The following is a 16872-nucleotide window of genomic DNA, read 5'->3' as shown; positions in this document are numbered from 1 at the left end:
TGGCTCCGCCAGAGCTGATGATGAACAGTACTTGGCGACCAAAGGGAGCGAAGTTCCGCAAAAAAGAACAAGCAGCAAGAAGGAAAGCCTAGGTCAGAAACCCCAAGTTCCGAGACTGATAGTAATGCGACTGGCTCCGCCAGAGCTGATGATGAACAGTACTTGGCGACCAAAGGGAGCGAAGTTCCGCAAAAAAAAGAAGCAGCAAGAAGGAAAGCATAAGCTAGAAAGGCGAAGTTTCGAGACATGTAATAATGCGACTGTCTTCACCAGAGCCGAGGCTGAACCGTATCAGAAGTTCAAACAGAGTAATATTTTTTTGGAAAGTTGCCCCCTAACAATTACTAAAAAATCCATCGTTTTAAAATAAAGCAAAGAGAGGAAGAATTACATGGAAGACCCCAGTCATTCGAGAAAATTAAATGTAGCCTTCATCTTAGAAACGATGGAATTGAGAGAATGTTTCTTTTCCTATTCTAGATAAGATGAAGTGAGCTAGAACTAGGAGGAAAAGAAAATGATGAACAAAAAAATAGCAGATATGAAGAAAACAACAAAAGATCAAGAATTAAGAAAATTAGCAATGCTTTCTGAACGTGAATTGATGATGGAGCTCCGTACATCAGAAAAAGGATTATCTGAAGAAGATGCCAAAAATCGTTTAGAAGAATATGGACCAAATGAAGTGTCCGCACAAAAACCAACACCTGCAATTATTATGTTTTTAGAAGCTTTCAAAGATCCCTTTGTTTATGTATTAGCTTTGCTGATGGTCGTTTCAGCTGTAACAAAAGATTTTGAAGCAGCACTTGTCATGGGAATCATGATTTTAGCTAGTGTTATTATTGCATTTATTCAAGAATACCGTTCTCAAAAAGCTAGTTTGAATTTAAAAGAACTTATCGAAAACACAACAGCTGTGACCCGTGCTGGACAAACCAAAGAAATCCCGATGGATGAAGTTGTGCCAGGAGACATTGTAACTCTTGCAACAGGAGACATGATTCCCGCTGATGCTGTGTTGATTTGGACAAAGGATTTGTTTATCAATCAATCGTCTCTAACAGGAGAATCAATGCCAGTAGAAAAATTTGTTGAAGCAGGAATTGATAAAAATTCAGAATCTGTAGCAGCGTTAGATATGCAGGACTTGATTTTCATGGGAACGGACGTATTAAGTGGACAAGGAAAAGCAATTATTTTAAAGACAGGTCAAAATACCTTCTTTGGAGATATCGCTAAAAATGCAACCACACAACGTGGAAAAACTTCTTTTGATATTGGCTTGTCAAAGGTCAGTAAATTTTTACTGCGGATGGTCATGATCTTATTTCCAATCGTATTTTTGATCAATGGACTTACCAAAGGTGAGTGGGGAGAAGCATTTTTCTTCGCAATTGCTGTAGCAGTTGGCTTAACTCCTGAAATGCTGCCGATGATCGTAACAAGCAACTTAGCAAAAGGTGCCTTAAGCTTATCTAAACATAAAGTGATCGTGAAAGAATTACCATCTATTCAAAATTTAGGGAGCATGGATATTCTTTGTACAGATAAGACAGGAACCATTACAGAAGACAGAGTGGTGTTAGTGCAACATTTAGATCCATTAGGTGAAGTCAATGATCAAGTTTTAGATATGGCTTTTTTGAACTCTCATTATCAAACAGGTTGGAAAAACTTAATGGATATTGCTGTGATTAATTTTTATGAAGAAAACAAAAATCAAAGTCCTTATCACTCTGTCACAAAGTTAGATGAAATTCCTTTTGATTTTTCTCGTCGCCGTCTAACTGTGGTAGTCAATGCAGATGGTCATCAATTTATGATCACTAAAGGGGCTGTTGAAGAAATGGAAGCTGTTTGTACACATGCAGAAATCAATGGCGAAATCGTTCCGTTGACACCAGAATTACAAAAAAGAATGCGCGAAGTGAACATTCGGATGAATGAACAAGGTATGCGTGCATTAGCTGTTGCGGTAAAAAAAGATGTTCACAGCGAAGCAATCTATAGTATAGAAGATGAGCAAGGAATGACATTGATTGGTTTTATGGGCTTTTTAGATCCAGCTAAAAAATCAGCGATCACTGCGATCAAGTCATTACATGAGCATGGCGTCAACGTAAAAGTGTTGACAGGTGACAATGATATTGTTGCTAAAAAAGTGTGTAGTGATGTTGGAATTGAAGTATCTCACGTAGTGCTTGGCTCTGAGATCGATAATTTTTCTGATGAACAACTGAAAGAAGAAGTAGAGAAGACAAATTTGTTTGCAAAATTAAACCCTATGCAAAAATCACGAATCATCGAAACGCTTCAAGGGAACGGACATACTGTAGGATTTATGGGAGATGGTATCAATGACGCACCGGCTCTTCGGAAAGCAGATGTTGGTATTTCGGTTGATACCGCCGCTGATATTACCAAAGATGCCAGTTCAATCATTCTATTAGAGAAAAGTCTGAACGTTTTGGAAGATGGTGTGATCGAAGGTCGAAAAGTTTTTAGTAATATGATGAAATATATTAAAATCACAATCAGTTCAAACTTTGGGAATGTCTTTTCAATTTTGATTGCAAGTGCCTTCTTACCCTTTTTACCAATGCTGTCTATTCAATTATTGATTCAAAATTTAATTTATGATATCGCTCAGTTAGCAATTCCTTGGGATAATGTGGATGAAGAAGATTTATTAAAACCTGTCCGCTGGGAAACGAATGGCTTGATGAAATTCACGCTATGCATTGGACCTGTAAGTAGTATTTTTGATATTATGACGTATGCAGTAATGTGGTTTGTATTCAGCGCAAACACGGTCGGTAGTCAGCACTTATTCCAAACAGGTTGGTTCGTTGTTGGATTAGTTAGTCAAACATTAGTGGTTCAGATGGTTCGAACTAGAAAGCTTCCATTTATCCAAAGTATTGCATCACCTGCAGTGATTCTTTCTAGTATAGGCGCAGTAGGGTTAGGATTATTGATTGTCTTGACACCAATTAGGGAGGTTTTCGACTTTGTGAAACTTCCTGCTAATTATTGGGGCTGGTTTATTTTGATCATTGTACTATATTTGATTACAGTAGAAGTTGCGAAACGACTTTATATCCATATCACCAAAGAGTGGATTTAATTTAGAAAAAAACGAATTTCATTTTTTTAAAGAGTAATTTTGGTGAAATCAAGATTTTGTTTCGTTTTATTTTAAAAAATTGTTCATGTGTAAATACCGAAAAATTTCTTTGTGATTGAAGTTGTTATTCGTAAAGAATGAAGAAAAATTATTTTTTAATTATTAATATTCGTTTTTTATGGAACAAAGACAAAATACCCCAATTTTTGTCTTTGTTCCATTTTTTATGTTTTGGAAAAGTCTGTTCATTTTTTAGCAAACAATTTCTAACTTGTGATTTTGCTGTAGCATAACAATGAACCGAGTAACTATAACAGTCTGTTGTCAAAAGATATGATTAGGAAGGCTATTTGTAAAACGGTTTCTTGTTTGTGATTTTAATCACTAACCTTTGGTACGAAAGGTTTCAGGTATTTTAATCAAATTTAAAGAAATGCTCACTTTTTACTTGCTCTTTTATCTGTTTAGTGATAATTTGTAAGTGTAGTCGATAAAAAGTAATACAGTTTTTGACACTGTTTTACTTTTTACGAAAAAAAGAAACGTAACAGAGAGGATTGTGTGACAAAATGGCAAAGGCAAAGAAACAAAAACCTATTGACTTTAAAGCACTTATGGAAAAAGTCGACGCTGATTTCCCAACATTTCAAATTTTAGATAAAGATGGGAAAATCGTAAACAAAGACGCTGTACCGGATTTATCAGATGACGAATTAGTAGAATTAATGACTCGTATGGTTTGGTCACGTGTATTAGACCAACGTTCAACTGCTTTGAACCGTCAAGGTCGTCTAGGCTTCTTCGCACCAACTGCTGGACAAGAAGCAAGCCAATTAGCAAGTCAATTTGCTATGGAAAAAGAAGATTACTTATTACCAGGTTACCGTGATGTACCTCAATTAGTTCAACACGGCCTACCATTAACAGAAGCTTTTCTTTGGTCTCGTGGACATGTAGCAGGTAACCACTATGCACCAGAATTAAATGCTCTACCACCACAAATCATCATTGGTGCGCAATACATCCAAGCAGCTGGTGTTGCTTTAGGAATGAAAAAACGCGGCAAGAAAAACGTTGTCTTCACTTATACAGGTGATGGCGGTTCTTCACAAGGTGATTTCTATGAAGCTATCAACTTTGCAGGAGCATATCATGCAAACGGCGTGTTCATCATCCAAAACAATGGTTTTGCGATTTCAACACCTCGTGAAAAACAAACAGCAGCTAAAACATTAGCACAAAAAGCAGTAGCAGCAGGGATTCCAGGGATCGTCGTTGACGGAATGGATCCATTAGCAGTGTATGCAATTGCAAAAGAAGCACGCGAATGGTCTGCAAATGGCAATGGCCCTGTATTGATCGAAACATTAACTTACCGTTATGGTCCACATACATTATCAGGTGACGATCCAACTCGTTACCGTTCAAAAGACATGGATGACGAATGGGTACAAAAAGATCCATTAGTTCGTTTCCGTAAATATCTAGAAGACAAAGGTTTATGGTCTGAAGAAAAAGAAAATGAAGTAATCGAAAAAACAAAAGAAGAAATCAAAGTAGCAATTGCAGAAGCAGATAAAGTTCCAAAACAAAAAGTATCTGATTTCTTGAAAAATATGTTTGAAGTTCAACCACAAAACATTAAAGAACAAATTGCATTCTACGAAGCGAAGGAGTCGAAATAATCATGGCACAAAAAACAATGATCCAAGCAATCACAGATGCCTTAGCTCTTGAATTAGAGAAAGACGAAAACGTACTGATCTTCGGTGAAGACGTTGGTAAAAACGGCGGAGTTTTCCGTGCAACTGAAGGCTTACAAGAAAAATTTGGCGAAGACCGTGTCTTCGATACTCCTTTAGCAGAATCTGGAATCGGTGGTTTAGCTTTCGGTTTAGCTTTAGAAGGTTACCGTCCAGTTCCTGAAATCCAATTCTTTGGATTCGTATTCGAAGTCTTTGACGAAATCGTTGGTCAAATGGCTCGTACTCGTTACCGTATGGGTGGAACACGCAACATGCCTATTACTGTTCGTGCGCCATTTGGTGGTGGTGTACACACACCAGAACTTCACTCAGATAACTTAGAAGGATTGATTGCTCAATCTCCTGGTATCCGTGTTGTTATCCCATCAAATCCATATGATGCAAAAGGATTATTAATTTCTTCTATTAGAAGTAATGACCCAGTTGTTTATTTAGAACACATGAAACTATACCGCTCATTCCGTGAGGAAGTGCCGGATGAAGCATACGAAGTGCCTTTAGATAAAGCGGCTGTTACTCGTGAGGGTACGGATGTTTCTATCATCACTTACGGTGCAATGGTTCGTGAAGCAATCAAAGCTGCTGACAACTTGGCGAAAGACAATATCTCTGCTGAAATCATTGACTTACGTACTGTCGCTCCTTTAGATGTTGAAACAATCATTAAATCAGTTGAAAAAACTGGTCGCGTAGTTGTTGTTCAAGAAGCACAAAAACAAGCTGGCGTTGGTGCTATGGTTGTTTCTGAAATTTCTGAACGTGCAGTATTATCATTAGAAGCGCCAATTGGCCGAGTATCTGCTCCAGATACAATCTTCCCATTTGGACAAGCAGAAAACATTTGGTTGCCAAATGCTAAAGATATCGAAGCGAAAGCTAGAGAAATCGCAGAATTTTAATTAAAAACTGAATAAATTTGCTTTAAACGGCATGCCTGAATTTTCACGTGATATTTTTTCATGTGGAAATTTAGAGCTGTTGTTTTCAGTAATTTGCGAGTTAGACAGATACGATAAAGGAAGGGAAGGCTTAAAAAATGGCTTATCAATTTAAATTACCAGATATTGGTGAAGGTATTGCAGAAGGCGAAATCGTAAAATGGTTCGTTAAAGCAGGAGATACCATCAATGAAGATGATACATTATTAGAAGTTCAAAACGATAAATCTGTAGAAGAGATTCCATCTCCAGTTACAGGAACAGTTAAATCAATCGTAGTACCAGAAGGCACAGTAGCAAATGTTGGAGATGTATTGATCGAAATCGATGCACCAGGACATCCTGAAAATGATGCAGCACCAGCTGCTCCTGCTCAAGAACAAACGCCTGCTCAACCAGCAGCTACTCCAGAAGCACCAGCAGCTGATAATGGCGGTGGAGTATTCCAATTTAAATTACCAGATATTGGTGAAGGTATTGCAGAAGGCGAAATCGTAAAATGGTTCGTTAAATCAGGCGATACAATCAACGAAGATGATACACTATTAGAAGTTCAAAACGACAAATCTGTTGAAGAAATCCCTTCACCAGTTACAGGAACAGTTAAAAACATCGTTGTTCCAGAAGGTACAGTAGCAAACGTTGGAGATGTATTGATCGAAATCGATGCACCAGGACATAACTCTGCACCAAGTTCAGTACCAGCAGCAAGTGCTCCTGCTCAAACAGAACAAGCAGCACCAGCACCTGCAGCGTCAACTGGCGTAGTAGCAGCGGCTGATCCAAACAAACGTGTCTTGGCTATGCCATCGGTACGTCAATTTGCTCGTGAAAAAGATGTAGACATCACACAAGTTGCACCAACTGGAAAAGGTGGACGTGTCACAAAAGCAGACATCGAAGCATTTATTTCAGGTGGCGGACAAGCAGCAGCACCAGCGCAAGCTGAACAAACTGCAGCAACACCACAAGCAACAGCAACAACTGAATCAGCAGCACCAAAAGCTCCAGCTAAACCGTTTGTTTCTGACTTAGGTGAAGCTGAAACTCGTGAGAAAATGACGCCAACTCGTAAAGCAATTGCTAAAGCGATGGTTAACAGTAAACATACTGCGCCACACGTTACATTGCATGACGAAGTTGAAGTATCTAAATTATGGGATCACCGTAAGAAATTTAAAGATGTTGCAGCAGCAAATGGTACAAAATTAACATTCTTACCATACGTTGTGAAAGCATTGACAGCAACAGTTCAAAAATTCCCAATCTTGAATGCATCAATTGATGATGCAGCACAAGAAATCGTTTATAAAAACTACTATAACATTGGTATCGCAACAGATACTGATCATGGTTTATATGTACCAAACGTTAAAAATGCGAACACTAAGAGCATGTTTGCTATCGCTGATGAAATCAACGAAAAAGCAGCTCTTGCAATTGAAGGCAAATTAACTGGTGCGGATATGCGTGATGGTTCTATCACAATCAGTAATATTGGTTCAGTTGGCGGCGGCTGGTTCACACCAGTTATCAACTACCCTGAAGTTGCGATTTTAGGTGTTGGTACGATTGCTACTCAACCAGTTGTAAATGCAGATGGAGAGATCGTTGTTGGTCGTGTAATGAAACTTTCAATGAGTTTTGACCACCGTATTGTTGACGGAGCAACTGCTCAAAAAGCAATGAACAACATCAAGCGTTTATTAGCTGATCCAGAATTATTATTAATGGAAGGATGATTATCACATGGTAGTAGGAGATTTCGCCATTGAATTAGATACAGTCGTAATTGGTTCAGGCCCTGGAGGATACGTTGCAGCAATTCGTGCTGCTGAAATGGGTCAAAAAGTTGCGATCATTGAACGTGAGTTTATCGGCGGTGTATGTTTAAACGTTGGATGTATTCCTTCTAAAGCATTGATCGCAGCAGGACATCACTATCAAGAATCACTAGATTCAACAATGTTTGGTGTAACAACTAAAGGTGTAGAACTAGATTTTACAAAAACTCAAGATTGGAAAGATAACCAAGTTGTTAATTCATTAACAACTGGCGTTAGCTTCCTTATGAAAAAACATAAAATCGAAGTTATTGAAGGAGAAGCGTTCTTCGTTGATGAAAACACATTACGTGTGATCCACCCAGATTCAGCTCAAACTTACTCATTCAATAATGCAATCGTAGCAACAGGTTCTCGTCCAATCGAAATCCCAGGATTTAAATTTGGCGGACGTGTCTTAGATTCTACTGGCGGTTTGAACTTGAAAGAAGTACCTAAGAAATTTGTTATCATCGGTGGCGGTGTTATCGGTGCAGAATTAGGTGGCGCTTATGCTAACCTTGGTTCTGAAGTAACGATTTTAGAAGGCAGTCCTTCAATCTTACCAACGTATGAAAAAGACATGGTTAAACTAGTTACAGATGACTTCAAGAAGAAAAATGTAACAGTTGTAACCAAAGCGATGGCTAAAGAAGCAATCGACAACGGCGACAGCGTAACTGTAAAATATGAAGTAGACGGCAAAGAAGAATCAGTCACTGCTGACTATGTAATGGTAACAGTTGGACGTCGTCCAAACACTGATGATCTTGGTTTAGAACAAGCCGGTGTTGAAGTTGGCGAACGTGGTTTAGTAAAAGTGGACAAACAAGGTAGAACAAACGTATCAAACATCTTCGCTATTGGTGATATCGTACCAGGTGCTGCTCTTGCTCATAAAGCAAGCTACGAAGCAAAAATTGCGGCAGAAGCAATCTCTGGTAAAAAAGTAGAAGTAGACTACAAAGCAATGCCTGCTGTAGCCTTCACTGACCCAGAATTAGCAAGCGTTGGTATGACAATTGCTGAAGCCAAAGAAGCGGGATTAGAAGCAACAGCTTACAAATTCCCATTCGCTGGTAACGGCCGTGCTATCTCTTTAGGTAAAACTGAAGGATTCGTACGTTTGGTAACAACAAACGAAGACAATGTCATTATCGGAGCACAAATCGGCGGAGTTGGCGCAAGTGATATGATTTCTGAATTATCATTAGCAGTTGAATCTGGCATGAATGCCGAAGATATTGCATTAACGATCCATCCACACCCATCTTTAGGGGAAATTACTATGGATGCTTCTGAGTTGGCTTTAGGTTTGCCAATTCATATTTAAATAGCATATTTGTCACACAAAGAAAGACCGAGCTAGCCAAGCTCGGTCTTTTGTTAGAGTGAAAAACACCCGCCGAGTTGTGATTCAACTACTTGGCAGGTGTTTTTTTACTATAATTTTTTTATATTTTGTTCAATTGTTGGAAGTTTACTGTAAAAACCATAAGCAGACAATATATATATAGTAGGAAGATATTGAATCAAATATCTGGATCGACCACCTTCAAATAGAAGAAGATACAAAAAAGCGCCTAAGATAGTTAATTTGAAAATAGCTAGTAAATAATCAGTATCTTCATTTTTTTCTTCTTTTTTTGTGGCGAATAGTAGACCTAGTAGAGTGACAATCCACATTAAGTGCATAAAAATGCGTACTGTTTTAACCTTTTCTCCTTGCTGATAATAAGTATCTCTTAGGAAAATTTGTATAGGATCATTCGATTTGACGTATACTTGGGGATTTCCGTCTCTGCCCCAACCAAAGTCACCACGATCTGTATTGTTGAGATGCTTTTTCATTAAAAATTTTGTATATCCGATAAACCCATGATTTTTTAAGCGTGCAACAATTTCTTTATTTGCGTAGTTGATTTTATCTTGTTTTGAAGGGAGTGAATTTATAGTATCAGTATCTTCAACACTATAGCCACCAGATCCTCTCACCCCCATCATTACAAAGTGCTGCCAAGGTTTAGCTTTACTTTTATCAATGATCACAAGTTTTTGATGATTCTCAAATGTATGAAACAGTTTGAGTGTTCCAGCAAAAGGCAGGAAAAAAAGCAGTGTAATCAATATTACTTTTTTTAATTTAATTTTTCTATGTTCTGTTATTAATGTAATCAGCGAAACTAGGATGTATGCGATTAAAAAAACAATAGAAGAAGGTTTTAGTAGATAAGAGACGGCAGTCAAAATACCTAAAAAAACAATTAGATGTTTCTTGTGATTTTTGATAGCTAGAGAATAGAGCCAAAAAATAATACTAATGACTGGCAACATAATAATATCTGTATAAATAACTAACATCCAAGGTGACAAAGCTAATGGTATAAATGCTAGATAAAATGAAAGGTAGGCTACTTTTTTATTGAATAGATTTTTAGCTGCTAGAAAAATAAAAATAAAGCCGATATCCATAAAAATGGTGTTTACCAGTTGCCAAAACATCCAAGAATAACCTAAAGATTGATGAAAAAAATTCCCTATTTGACTTATAAAATACATTAAAAAGAAAAACAAGCTATTATTGGGATTACCTGATAAATAGATGCTGGCAATTGAATCTGGGGAATTTTTAATCAGCTCCGTTACACTTGCGTGGATCCCGTCTACATCCCAATCAAGTGGTACATGAATATAATATAAGATGATTACTTGTAAAAAAATCGTTAAAATAAAGAGCATCTTTGTAATTAGTTCTATATTTTTTTTGAAAAATTCGAACCATTGCTTGCTTTTTTTATTTAAATATAAACGGCTACTTTCTGAACAAAAGATAATAGCACTAATAAAAAGTAGGCATAACAAGAATACCCAGATTTTATCATTTATATTTGAGATATCTAACAGGCTACTTCTAAGTGCACCGTACAATGTGTAAAGAATTGAGCAGATGAATAGGTAGTTTAAGAGTGAAACTATTGTTTTTTTCATGTATAATCTCCTGATATGTTGAATTATTTCTGTTTATCTAATGATATATTAAGATTAACTATTTTTTATGATTTATCACTATTTATTCTATTATAAGACAATCAGAGCTATTAGGAAACTTTATATATAAAAGAAGTTCTAAAAGTTAAGGAATGAGCTTAACTTTTAGAACTTCTAATTATTTTGTAAAATAATACTATTATTCTAATGATGCAATTCTTCGCCATCTTGTTCATCGATCCTATGGACCATTTCAAGTAATCCGCCATTACCTTCATCAATAATTCGTTTCACTCTAGAAATCGTTGTAGTGCTGCTGCCAGTAGCTTCCGCAATATCACTATAGGTTTTATTCAACAATAGTAACTTTGCAACTTCAAATCTCTGTATCATAGAATCCAATTCTTTTAATGTCATTAAGTCATCAAAATAATTGTAACAATCCTCCAATGTTTCTAAAGCTAATAGAGAGCGGAAAAACTCATCGCCGTGGCCGTCTTGTATCTTGTCGATTTTCATAAGTTCCTCCTAAATTTAAAAGCGGAACAAATCGTTTGATTCTGTAGAAAATTAGGAAATTTACTTTGAGACGCAAGTTGTCTCACTGCCAATTTATCTATTTTCCTAAGGATCGATTTGTGCAGCTATCTAATACAAATGATTAAGACTTTCTTATGAAAGTCTTGTACTGTTCATCATCAACTTAAATTCTTTCGTTGTAATTTTCAACATTAGTTCATAGTATTCAATGTGTTTCGTAGCAAGCATTTTTTATTATAAAACTTTTTTGTATTTTGTCCAGTAAATTGAATAAATAAATGTAAAAGGGTGAAGTAAAACTGATTTTCAGTTTTACTTCACCCTTTAGAAATAGACTAACTATTTTTTACTTAGAAAGTAATTTCACTAAAGTGTATTGTTTTTTCCCTTTGCGAACAATAATGAATTTTCCGTCAAAACTGTGCTCTGCTGTAACAATAAAGTCCAACTCTTTAATACGATCACCATTGATCGAAATCGCACCGTTTGAGATGTCTTCTCTCGCTTGGCGTTTAGATGGTTCAATGCCAAGTTCGATCAACCAATCAACAAGGTTTTGATCAAGTGATTCTGTTTCGACAGTCGGCATGTTTTTAAAGCCTTCTTCAATTTGTTTTGAAGTTAGATTTTTTACGTTACCTGAGAATAATGCTTCTGAGATTGCTAAAGCATCATTTAAATCTTCTTCACTATGCACGAATTTTGTCATTTCTGCAGCTAGTACGCGTTGTGCTTCACGTAAATGTGGTTCAGTTTCTACTTTAACTTCTAATGCATCGATTTCTTCTTTTGTTAAGAAGGTAAAGAATTTCAAGTATTTGATTACGTCACGGTCATCTTGGTTAACCCAGAATTGGTAGAACTCGTAAGGTGTTGTTTTTTCAGGATCTAACCAAACGGCACCGCCAGCTGTTTTCCCAAATTTTGTACCATCCGCTTTTAGCATCAATGGAATCGTTAAACCAAAGGCTTTTGCATCAGCACCTTCTTTTTTACGGATCAAGTCAAGACCTGCTGTGATATTGCCCCACTGATCAGCGCCACCGATTTGCATGCGAACGTCGTTGTGTTGGAATAAGTGTAAAAAGTCCATTGATTGTAGAATTTGGTACGTGAACTCTGTAAATGAAATCCCTGTTTCTAAACGGCTTGCTACGATATCTTTGGCAAGCATTGTATTGATGTTGAAGAACTTACCGTAATCTCTTAAGAAATCCAACAAAGTAAGGTTGTGTGTCCAATCGTAGTTGTTCACTAAAGTTAGTGTGTTATCTGTGTCCACTGCAAATAATTTTTCCATTTGTCTTGTTAAAGAATCAACATTGTGCTGAACAGTTTCCATTGTTTGTAATTGACGTTCTGTTGTACGTCCACTCGGATCACCAATTGTACCAGTAGCCCCACCAATTAAAATAAATGGATGGTGTCCAAATGCTTGGAATCTTTTTAACATCATAAAGGGAATCAAATGCCCGATATGCATACTGTCTCCTGTAGGGTCCACACCGCAATATAGTGAAATGCTATTGGTTTCAACGTATTCACGCAAACCTTCGCTATCTGTTTGTTGGTTGATGGCGCCACGCCACTCTAATTCATCAATAATGTTTGTCATGTCTCTTCTTCCTCTCCTAAATAAAATAAAAAACGCCCCATAGGCTCAATGCCTATGGGACGAACTTCGCCGTGTTACCACCCAAATTGTATACGAAAAACTCATATACCTCTCAAATCTGTATCGTAGATAGACGCCTACTTACGGTAGGAAACTAAAAGTGTAATTCACAAAAAATGTATATGCCAACTCTCACTAAATGTTGACTCTCTGAAATAGGGACATTCTTGCTACTTCGCTTTATTAAAGTTTGATATGTTATTTTGTAGCAATTTTACGACAAATAAACCAACTTGTCAAATACTTCTTTTTTTCTTTTATTATTTTTAAATGAGCTCTTTCTCATATAATCGGACTTCACTTTAATCTAGGTTTTTCGAAAGACGGAAGGGTCAAATAGGATTTCTGACAATTGCGAACGACCTTTTTACAAAAAGCTGTTTTATGCGATTTTTTCACATAAATGCTTTAGCGTAGCGCAGTGCTGACGCGCTGTATAGAGTACATAAATCTTAAATAACGGGCTTTTTTTTTAATTCTACTCTTTTTGACTTGGGGCTAAAAGCTACCTATACTTTGGGAGTGATTTCACATGTGGGAAACAAAAAATAAATTTAATCAGGAGGTCAAATAGAAACATGAATAAGAAATTGTCATTATTTGGATTAATCGGAATTACCATGGCCTTTTTTGGAACGGTTCGTAGTGTTCCAACATTAGCATCAACGGGATGGGCGCAAATTTTTTATATGTTGATCGCAGCTTGCTGCTTTGCCTTACCAATTGCTTTGATTTCAGCAGAACTTTCAACTGGCTGGCCAGAAGAGGGCGGACCGCAAGTCTGGGTTCGTAATGCGTTTGGTGAAAAATGGGGTTTTGTTACGTCATGGTTATTATGGGTACAAATGTTTTTCGGAATGGTAATGGTTGCTTCAACTGTAGGTGTACTACTTGGTTACGTAATCGACCGTCCAGACCTTGGACATAATAATTTATTCATTTTTATCATGATCTTGATTTCTTATTGGGGCATTACACTATTGAACTTGAAATTTGATATGGTCAAAATTGCAGGTGACTGGGGTGCTGTGATCGGTGTTTATATTCCTTTTGTTGCTCTAGTTGTTTTAGGAATGATGTACATGGCAAAACACGGCATCAACCAAGAGAGTTACTTAGGTCATTTTGAAGCAAGTAAATTATTACCTGACTTTAGCGATTTAGGTAGTTTACCAACTTTGACAGGAATTATCTTCATTTTTGCTGGAGTAGAAATTTCATCTGTTCATGCAAACAATATCGATAATCCAAAACGGAATTATCCAATTGCTGTGATTGCTTCTGTTTTACTATTAGTTGTGTTTAACTTAGCAGCTGGTTTAAGTGTAGCAGATAGTGTACCAGCCGGAAAAATGGAACTTGCCAATATCACGCAACCATTTGTGATCATGACACAAGATCTTGGGATTCCAGCGATTTTCAATAATATTATTTCTTTGATGATTTTAGTGGGTGTATTAGTTCAATTGAGTGCGTGGGTTTTAGGTCCAAGTAAATCAATGATCAAAGTAGCAGAAGAAGGAAACTTACCACCATTCTTCCAAAAACGTAATGCAAAAGGAATTCCAATTGTGTTTGTTATGATCCAAGCGATTGTCATTTCACTTGTATCGTTCTTATATGTTGTTGTACCAGATATCAGTGCGGCATTTTTGATCATCACGATCACAACAACGATCCTTTATTGTGTCGTATATCTACTGATTTCACTTTCAGCGATCAAATTACGTTACAGTATGCCAACTGTGAAACGTCCATTTCGATTAGGAAGTAAAGGCAATGGTTTGATGTGGTTTGTTTCAGTTCTAGCGATCGTGAGTGTGGTTGTTACGATTCTAGTCAGCTTGATTCCGCCAACTTCAGTTCCTCAAAGTGGACATGTAGCTTATATTATTTTCCAAGTGGCGGCAACTGTTATTATGATCGGTATTGCATTGTTCATTTATAAGAGAAAGAAACCAGAATGGAAGAAAACAGATAAATAAGAAAGAACGATTAAAACTAAACTTTTTAGCATGATCAATTATGAAACTATTGGAGGAAAATATCATGAAAAATTTCAATACTGATGATACAAATTTAAAAGCATTATTTATAGGCGACAAAGGTGAAAACGTTGATTTATTCAAAGAGCTATTAAATAAAATGATCGATGAACATGTGGGCTGGAGACAAAATTACATGCCGCAAGATTTACCAGTGATTTCACCACAAGATAGAAGTTCTAAAAGTTTCCAAGAAACAGCAGACAACATGAGAAGTGTTTTCAATGTATTATCTTCTCGTTTACGTACCGAATCACTTCCATGGCACTCAGCAGGTCGTTTCTGGGGGCATATGAACGCTGAAACATTAATGCCATCAATTATCGCCTATACAACTGCAATGCTTTGGAACGGTAATAACGTGGCGTATGAGTCATCACCTGCAACGTCACAAATGGAAGAAGAAGTTGGGTTAGAATTTGCTACATTGATGGGTTATGAAGATGGCTGGGGTCATATTGCGGCTGATGGTTCGATCGCAAACTTAGAAGGTCTATGGTATGCCCGCAATATGAAATCTTTACCATTTGCTATCCAAGCTGTAGTACCAGAAATGGTTGCTGGGAAATCAGATTGGGAATTATTGAATATGTCAACAACAGAAGTCTTAGATATTTTAGATCAAGTACAAGACCAATTTGACGAAATCAAAGCTCAATCAGCCCGCAGTGGTAAGAACTTAGACAAATTAGGTAAATGGATCGTTCCTCAAACAAAACATTATTCATGGCTGAAAGCTGCTGACATCATTGGGATTGGTTTAGATCAAGTTATCGCTGGTGAAGTAAACAGTGAATACCGTATGGATATTGACAAATTAGAGGTACAAATCCGTGATTTAGCTGCACAAGGAATTCCGACTCTTGGAGTTGTTGGTGTGGTTGGTTCAACAGAAGAAGGACAAGTCGATCGTATCGATCAAATCATTGCTTTACGTGATAAATTAGCCAAAGAAGGCATCTACTTCTATGTACACGTTGATGCAGCATACGGTGGCTATGGACGTTCAATCTTCTTAGACGAAAACGATCAATTTATCGAATGGGATAAAATCGAAGAAGTTTATGCCAAACATAACATCTTCCAAGAGAAAAATGATTGGTTGACAAGAGAAGTTTATGACTCTTTCAAAGCAATCGAACAAGCTGAATCTGTCACGATCGATCCACATAAAATGGGCTATATCCCTTATTCAGCTGGTGGTGTTGTCATCAAAGACATCCGTATGCGTGACGTGATTTCTTATTTTGCAACTTATGTATTTGAAAAAGGCGCAGATATTCCAGCTTTACTTGGCGCATATATTCTTGAAGGCTCTAAAGCTGGTGCAACGGCTGCAGCTGTTTGGACAGCACATAAAGTCTTGCCGCTTAACGTAACAGGTTACGGTAAATTGATGGGCGCAAGTATTGAAGGAGCATATCATTTCTATCACTTTATCGACGGATTAGAATTCAAAGTCGGCGATAAAACAATCGAAATCCATGCTTTAACAAAACCAGATTTTAATATGGTGGACTATGTATTCAATGAAAAAGGCAATACTGATCTTGTGAAAATGAACAAATTAAACCACGATTTCTATGACTATGCTTCATACGCAAAAGGTGGATTATATAACAACGAATTCATTACATCTCATACAGATTTTGCTATCGAAGAATACGGCCACAGCCCATTTGAATTTGTAAACAGCTTAGGATTCTCTCGTGCTGAATGGGAACGTGCGGACAAAGTAACGATCTTACGTGCTGCTGGTATGTCACCATACATGAATGATAAAGAAGTTTTTGACGAATATGCAGAAAAAATCAAAACAGCGATCCAAGAAAAATTAGAAGCAATCTACGCTGAATAAACGATTGTAAATTGACCACTGTGGGTGTGACAAAGCGAAAAATTTGCTTTGTCACAGCTGCAGCTTTTCTATAAAAAATAAATGAAAGAAAATGAATAAGAATATTCAT

The 16872-nt window shown here is 37.0% G+C and carries 10 protein-coding genes and 1 other annotated feature; of the genes, 7 read left to right on the top strand and 3 right to left on the bottom strand.

What is annotated here, in order from left to right; translation table 11 throughout:
* Positions 1 to 517: 517 nt before the first annotated feature.
* The 5 genes from mgtA (at position 518) to lpdA (ending at position 8990) form a co-directional block, all read left to right on the top strand.
* Positions 518 to 3130 carry a magnesium-translocating P-type ATPase gene (gene mgtA, locus A5821_RS06040; protein ID WP_086313676.1) on the top strand — a complete coding sequence of 871 codons (2613 nt, stop codon included), beginning with the start codon at positions 518 to 520 and terminating at the stop codon, positions 3128 to 3130.
* Positions 3131 to 3699: 569 nt separating this feature from the next.
* Positions 3700 to 4815, top strand: coding sequence for a pyruvate dehydrogenase (acetyl-transferring) E1 component subunit alpha (pdhA, locus tag A5821_RS06035; protein WP_010764467.1), 1116 nt, complete (start codon positions 3700 to 3702; stop codon positions 4813 to 4815).
* Between the two features lie 2 nt (positions 4816 to 4817).
* Entirely contained in the window at positions 4818 to 5795 is a 978-nt protein-coding gene (locus tag A5821_RS06030) for an alpha-ketoacid dehydrogenase subunit beta (protein ID WP_086313674.1), read from the top strand.
* Between the two features lie 137 nt (positions 5796 to 5932).
* On the top strand, positions 5933 to 7576 hold the full coding sequence (locus tag A5821_RS06025) for a dihydrolipoyllysine-residue acetyltransferase (RefSeq protein ID WP_086313673.1): 1644 nt from the start codon (positions 5933 to 5935) through the stop codon (positions 7574 to 7576).
* A gap of 7 nt (positions 7577 to 7583) precedes the next feature.
* The gene (gene lpdA, locus A5821_RS06020; protein WP_086313672.1) at positions 7584 to 8990 is read left to right on the top strand and encodes a dihydrolipoyl dehydrogenase; all 1407 of its coding nucleotides are present in this window, start codon (positions 7584 to 7586) and stop codon (positions 8988 to 8990) included.
* A gap of 110 nt (positions 8991 to 9100) precedes the next feature.
* Here lpdA and A5821_RS06015 read toward each other — a convergent pair whose 3' ends face one another.
* The 3 genes from A5821_RS06015 to tyrS form a co-directional block, all read right to left on the bottom strand.
* Positions 9101 to 10645: a glycosyltransferase family 39 protein gene (locus tag A5821_RS06015; protein ID WP_339099035.1), complete on the bottom strand. Its 1545-nt coding sequence runs from the start codon at positions 10643 to 10645 to the stop codon at positions 9101 to 9103.
* Positions 10646 to 10849: 204 nt separating this feature from the next.
* Positions 10850 to 11164 (bottom strand): YerC/YecD family TrpR-related protein, encoded by a 315-nt coding sequence (locus tag A5821_RS06010; protein ID WP_086313671.1) that lies wholly within the window; start codon positions 11162 to 11164, stop codon positions 10850 to 10852.
* Positions 11165 to 11531: 367 nt separating this feature from the next.
* Entirely contained in the window at positions 11532 to 12800 is a 1269-nt protein-coding gene (gene tyrS / locus A5821_RS06005; protein ID WP_086313670.1) for a tyrosine--tRNA ligase, read from the bottom strand.
* 52 nt (positions 12801 to 12852) lie between these two features.
* Positions 12853 to 13056: a binding site (T-box leader), on the bottom strand.
* 382 nt (positions 13057 to 13438) lie between these two features.
* Here tyrS and tyrP point away from each other — a divergent pair.
* Both tyrP and tdc read left to right on the top strand, forming a co-directional pair.
* Positions 13439 to 14845 carry a tyrosine-tyramine antiporter gene (gene tyrP, locus A5821_RS06000; RefSeq protein WP_086313669.1) on the top strand — a complete coding sequence of 469 codons (1407 nt, stop codon included), beginning with the start codon at positions 13439 to 13441 and terminating at the stop codon, positions 14843 to 14845.
* Positions 14846 to 14909: 64 nt separating this feature from the next.
* The gene (gene tdc / locus A5821_RS05995) at positions 14910 to 16763 is read left to right on the top strand and encodes a tyrosine decarboxylase (protein WP_086313668.1); all 1854 of its coding nucleotides are present in this window, start codon (positions 14910 to 14912) and stop codon (positions 16761 to 16763) included.
* Positions 16764 to 16872: the final 109 nt, after the last annotated feature.

The sequence above is a fragment of the Enterococcus sp. 7F3_DIV0205 genome (genome assembly GCF_002141365.2).
GTDB lineage: Bacteria > Bacillota > Bacilli > Lactobacillales > Enterococcaceae > Enterococcus_L > Enterococcus_L palustris.
The sequence above is the reverse complement of the archived record's forward strand: the minus strand, read 5'-3'. Positions and strand labels throughout refer to the sequence as shown.

Bases quoted from the DNA above. Each gene is read 5' to 3' on its own strand.
- mgtA (WP_086313676.1), top strand. From the start codon at position 518: ATGATGAACAAAAAAATAGCAGATATGAAGAAAACAACAAAAGATCAA.
- pdhA (WP_010764467.1), top strand. From the start codon at position 3,700: ATGGCAAAGGCAAAGAAACAAAAACCTATTGACTTTAAAGCACTTATG.
- A5821_RS06030 (WP_086313674.1), top strand. From the start codon at position 4,818: ATGGCACAAAAAACAATGATCCAAGCAATCACAGATGCCTTAGCTCTT.
- A5821_RS06025 (WP_086313673.1), top strand. From the start codon at position 5,933: ATGGCTTATCAATTTAAATTACCAGATATTGGTGAAGGTATTGCAGAA.
- lpdA (WP_086313672.1), top strand. From the start codon at position 7,584: ATGGTAGTAGGAGATTTCGCCATTGAATTAGATACAGTCGTAATTGGT.
- A5821_RS06015 (WP_339099035.1), bottom strand. From the start codon at position 10,645: ATGAAAAAAACAATAGTTTCACTCTTAAACTACCTATTCATCTGCTCA.
- A5821_RS06010 (WP_086313671.1), bottom strand. From the start codon at position 11,164: ATGAAAATCGACAAGATACAAGACGGCCACGGCGATGAGTTTTTCCGC.
- tyrS (WP_086313670.1), bottom strand. From the start codon at position 12,800: ATGACAAACATTATTGATGAATTAGAGTGGCGTGGCGCCATCAACCAA.
- tyrP (WP_086313669.1), top strand. From the start codon at position 13,439: ATGAATAAGAAATTGTCATTATTTGGATTAATCGGAATTACCATGGCC.
- tdc (WP_086313668.1), top strand. From the start codon at position 14,910: ATGAAAAATTTCAATACTGATGATACAAATTTAAAAGCATTATTTATA.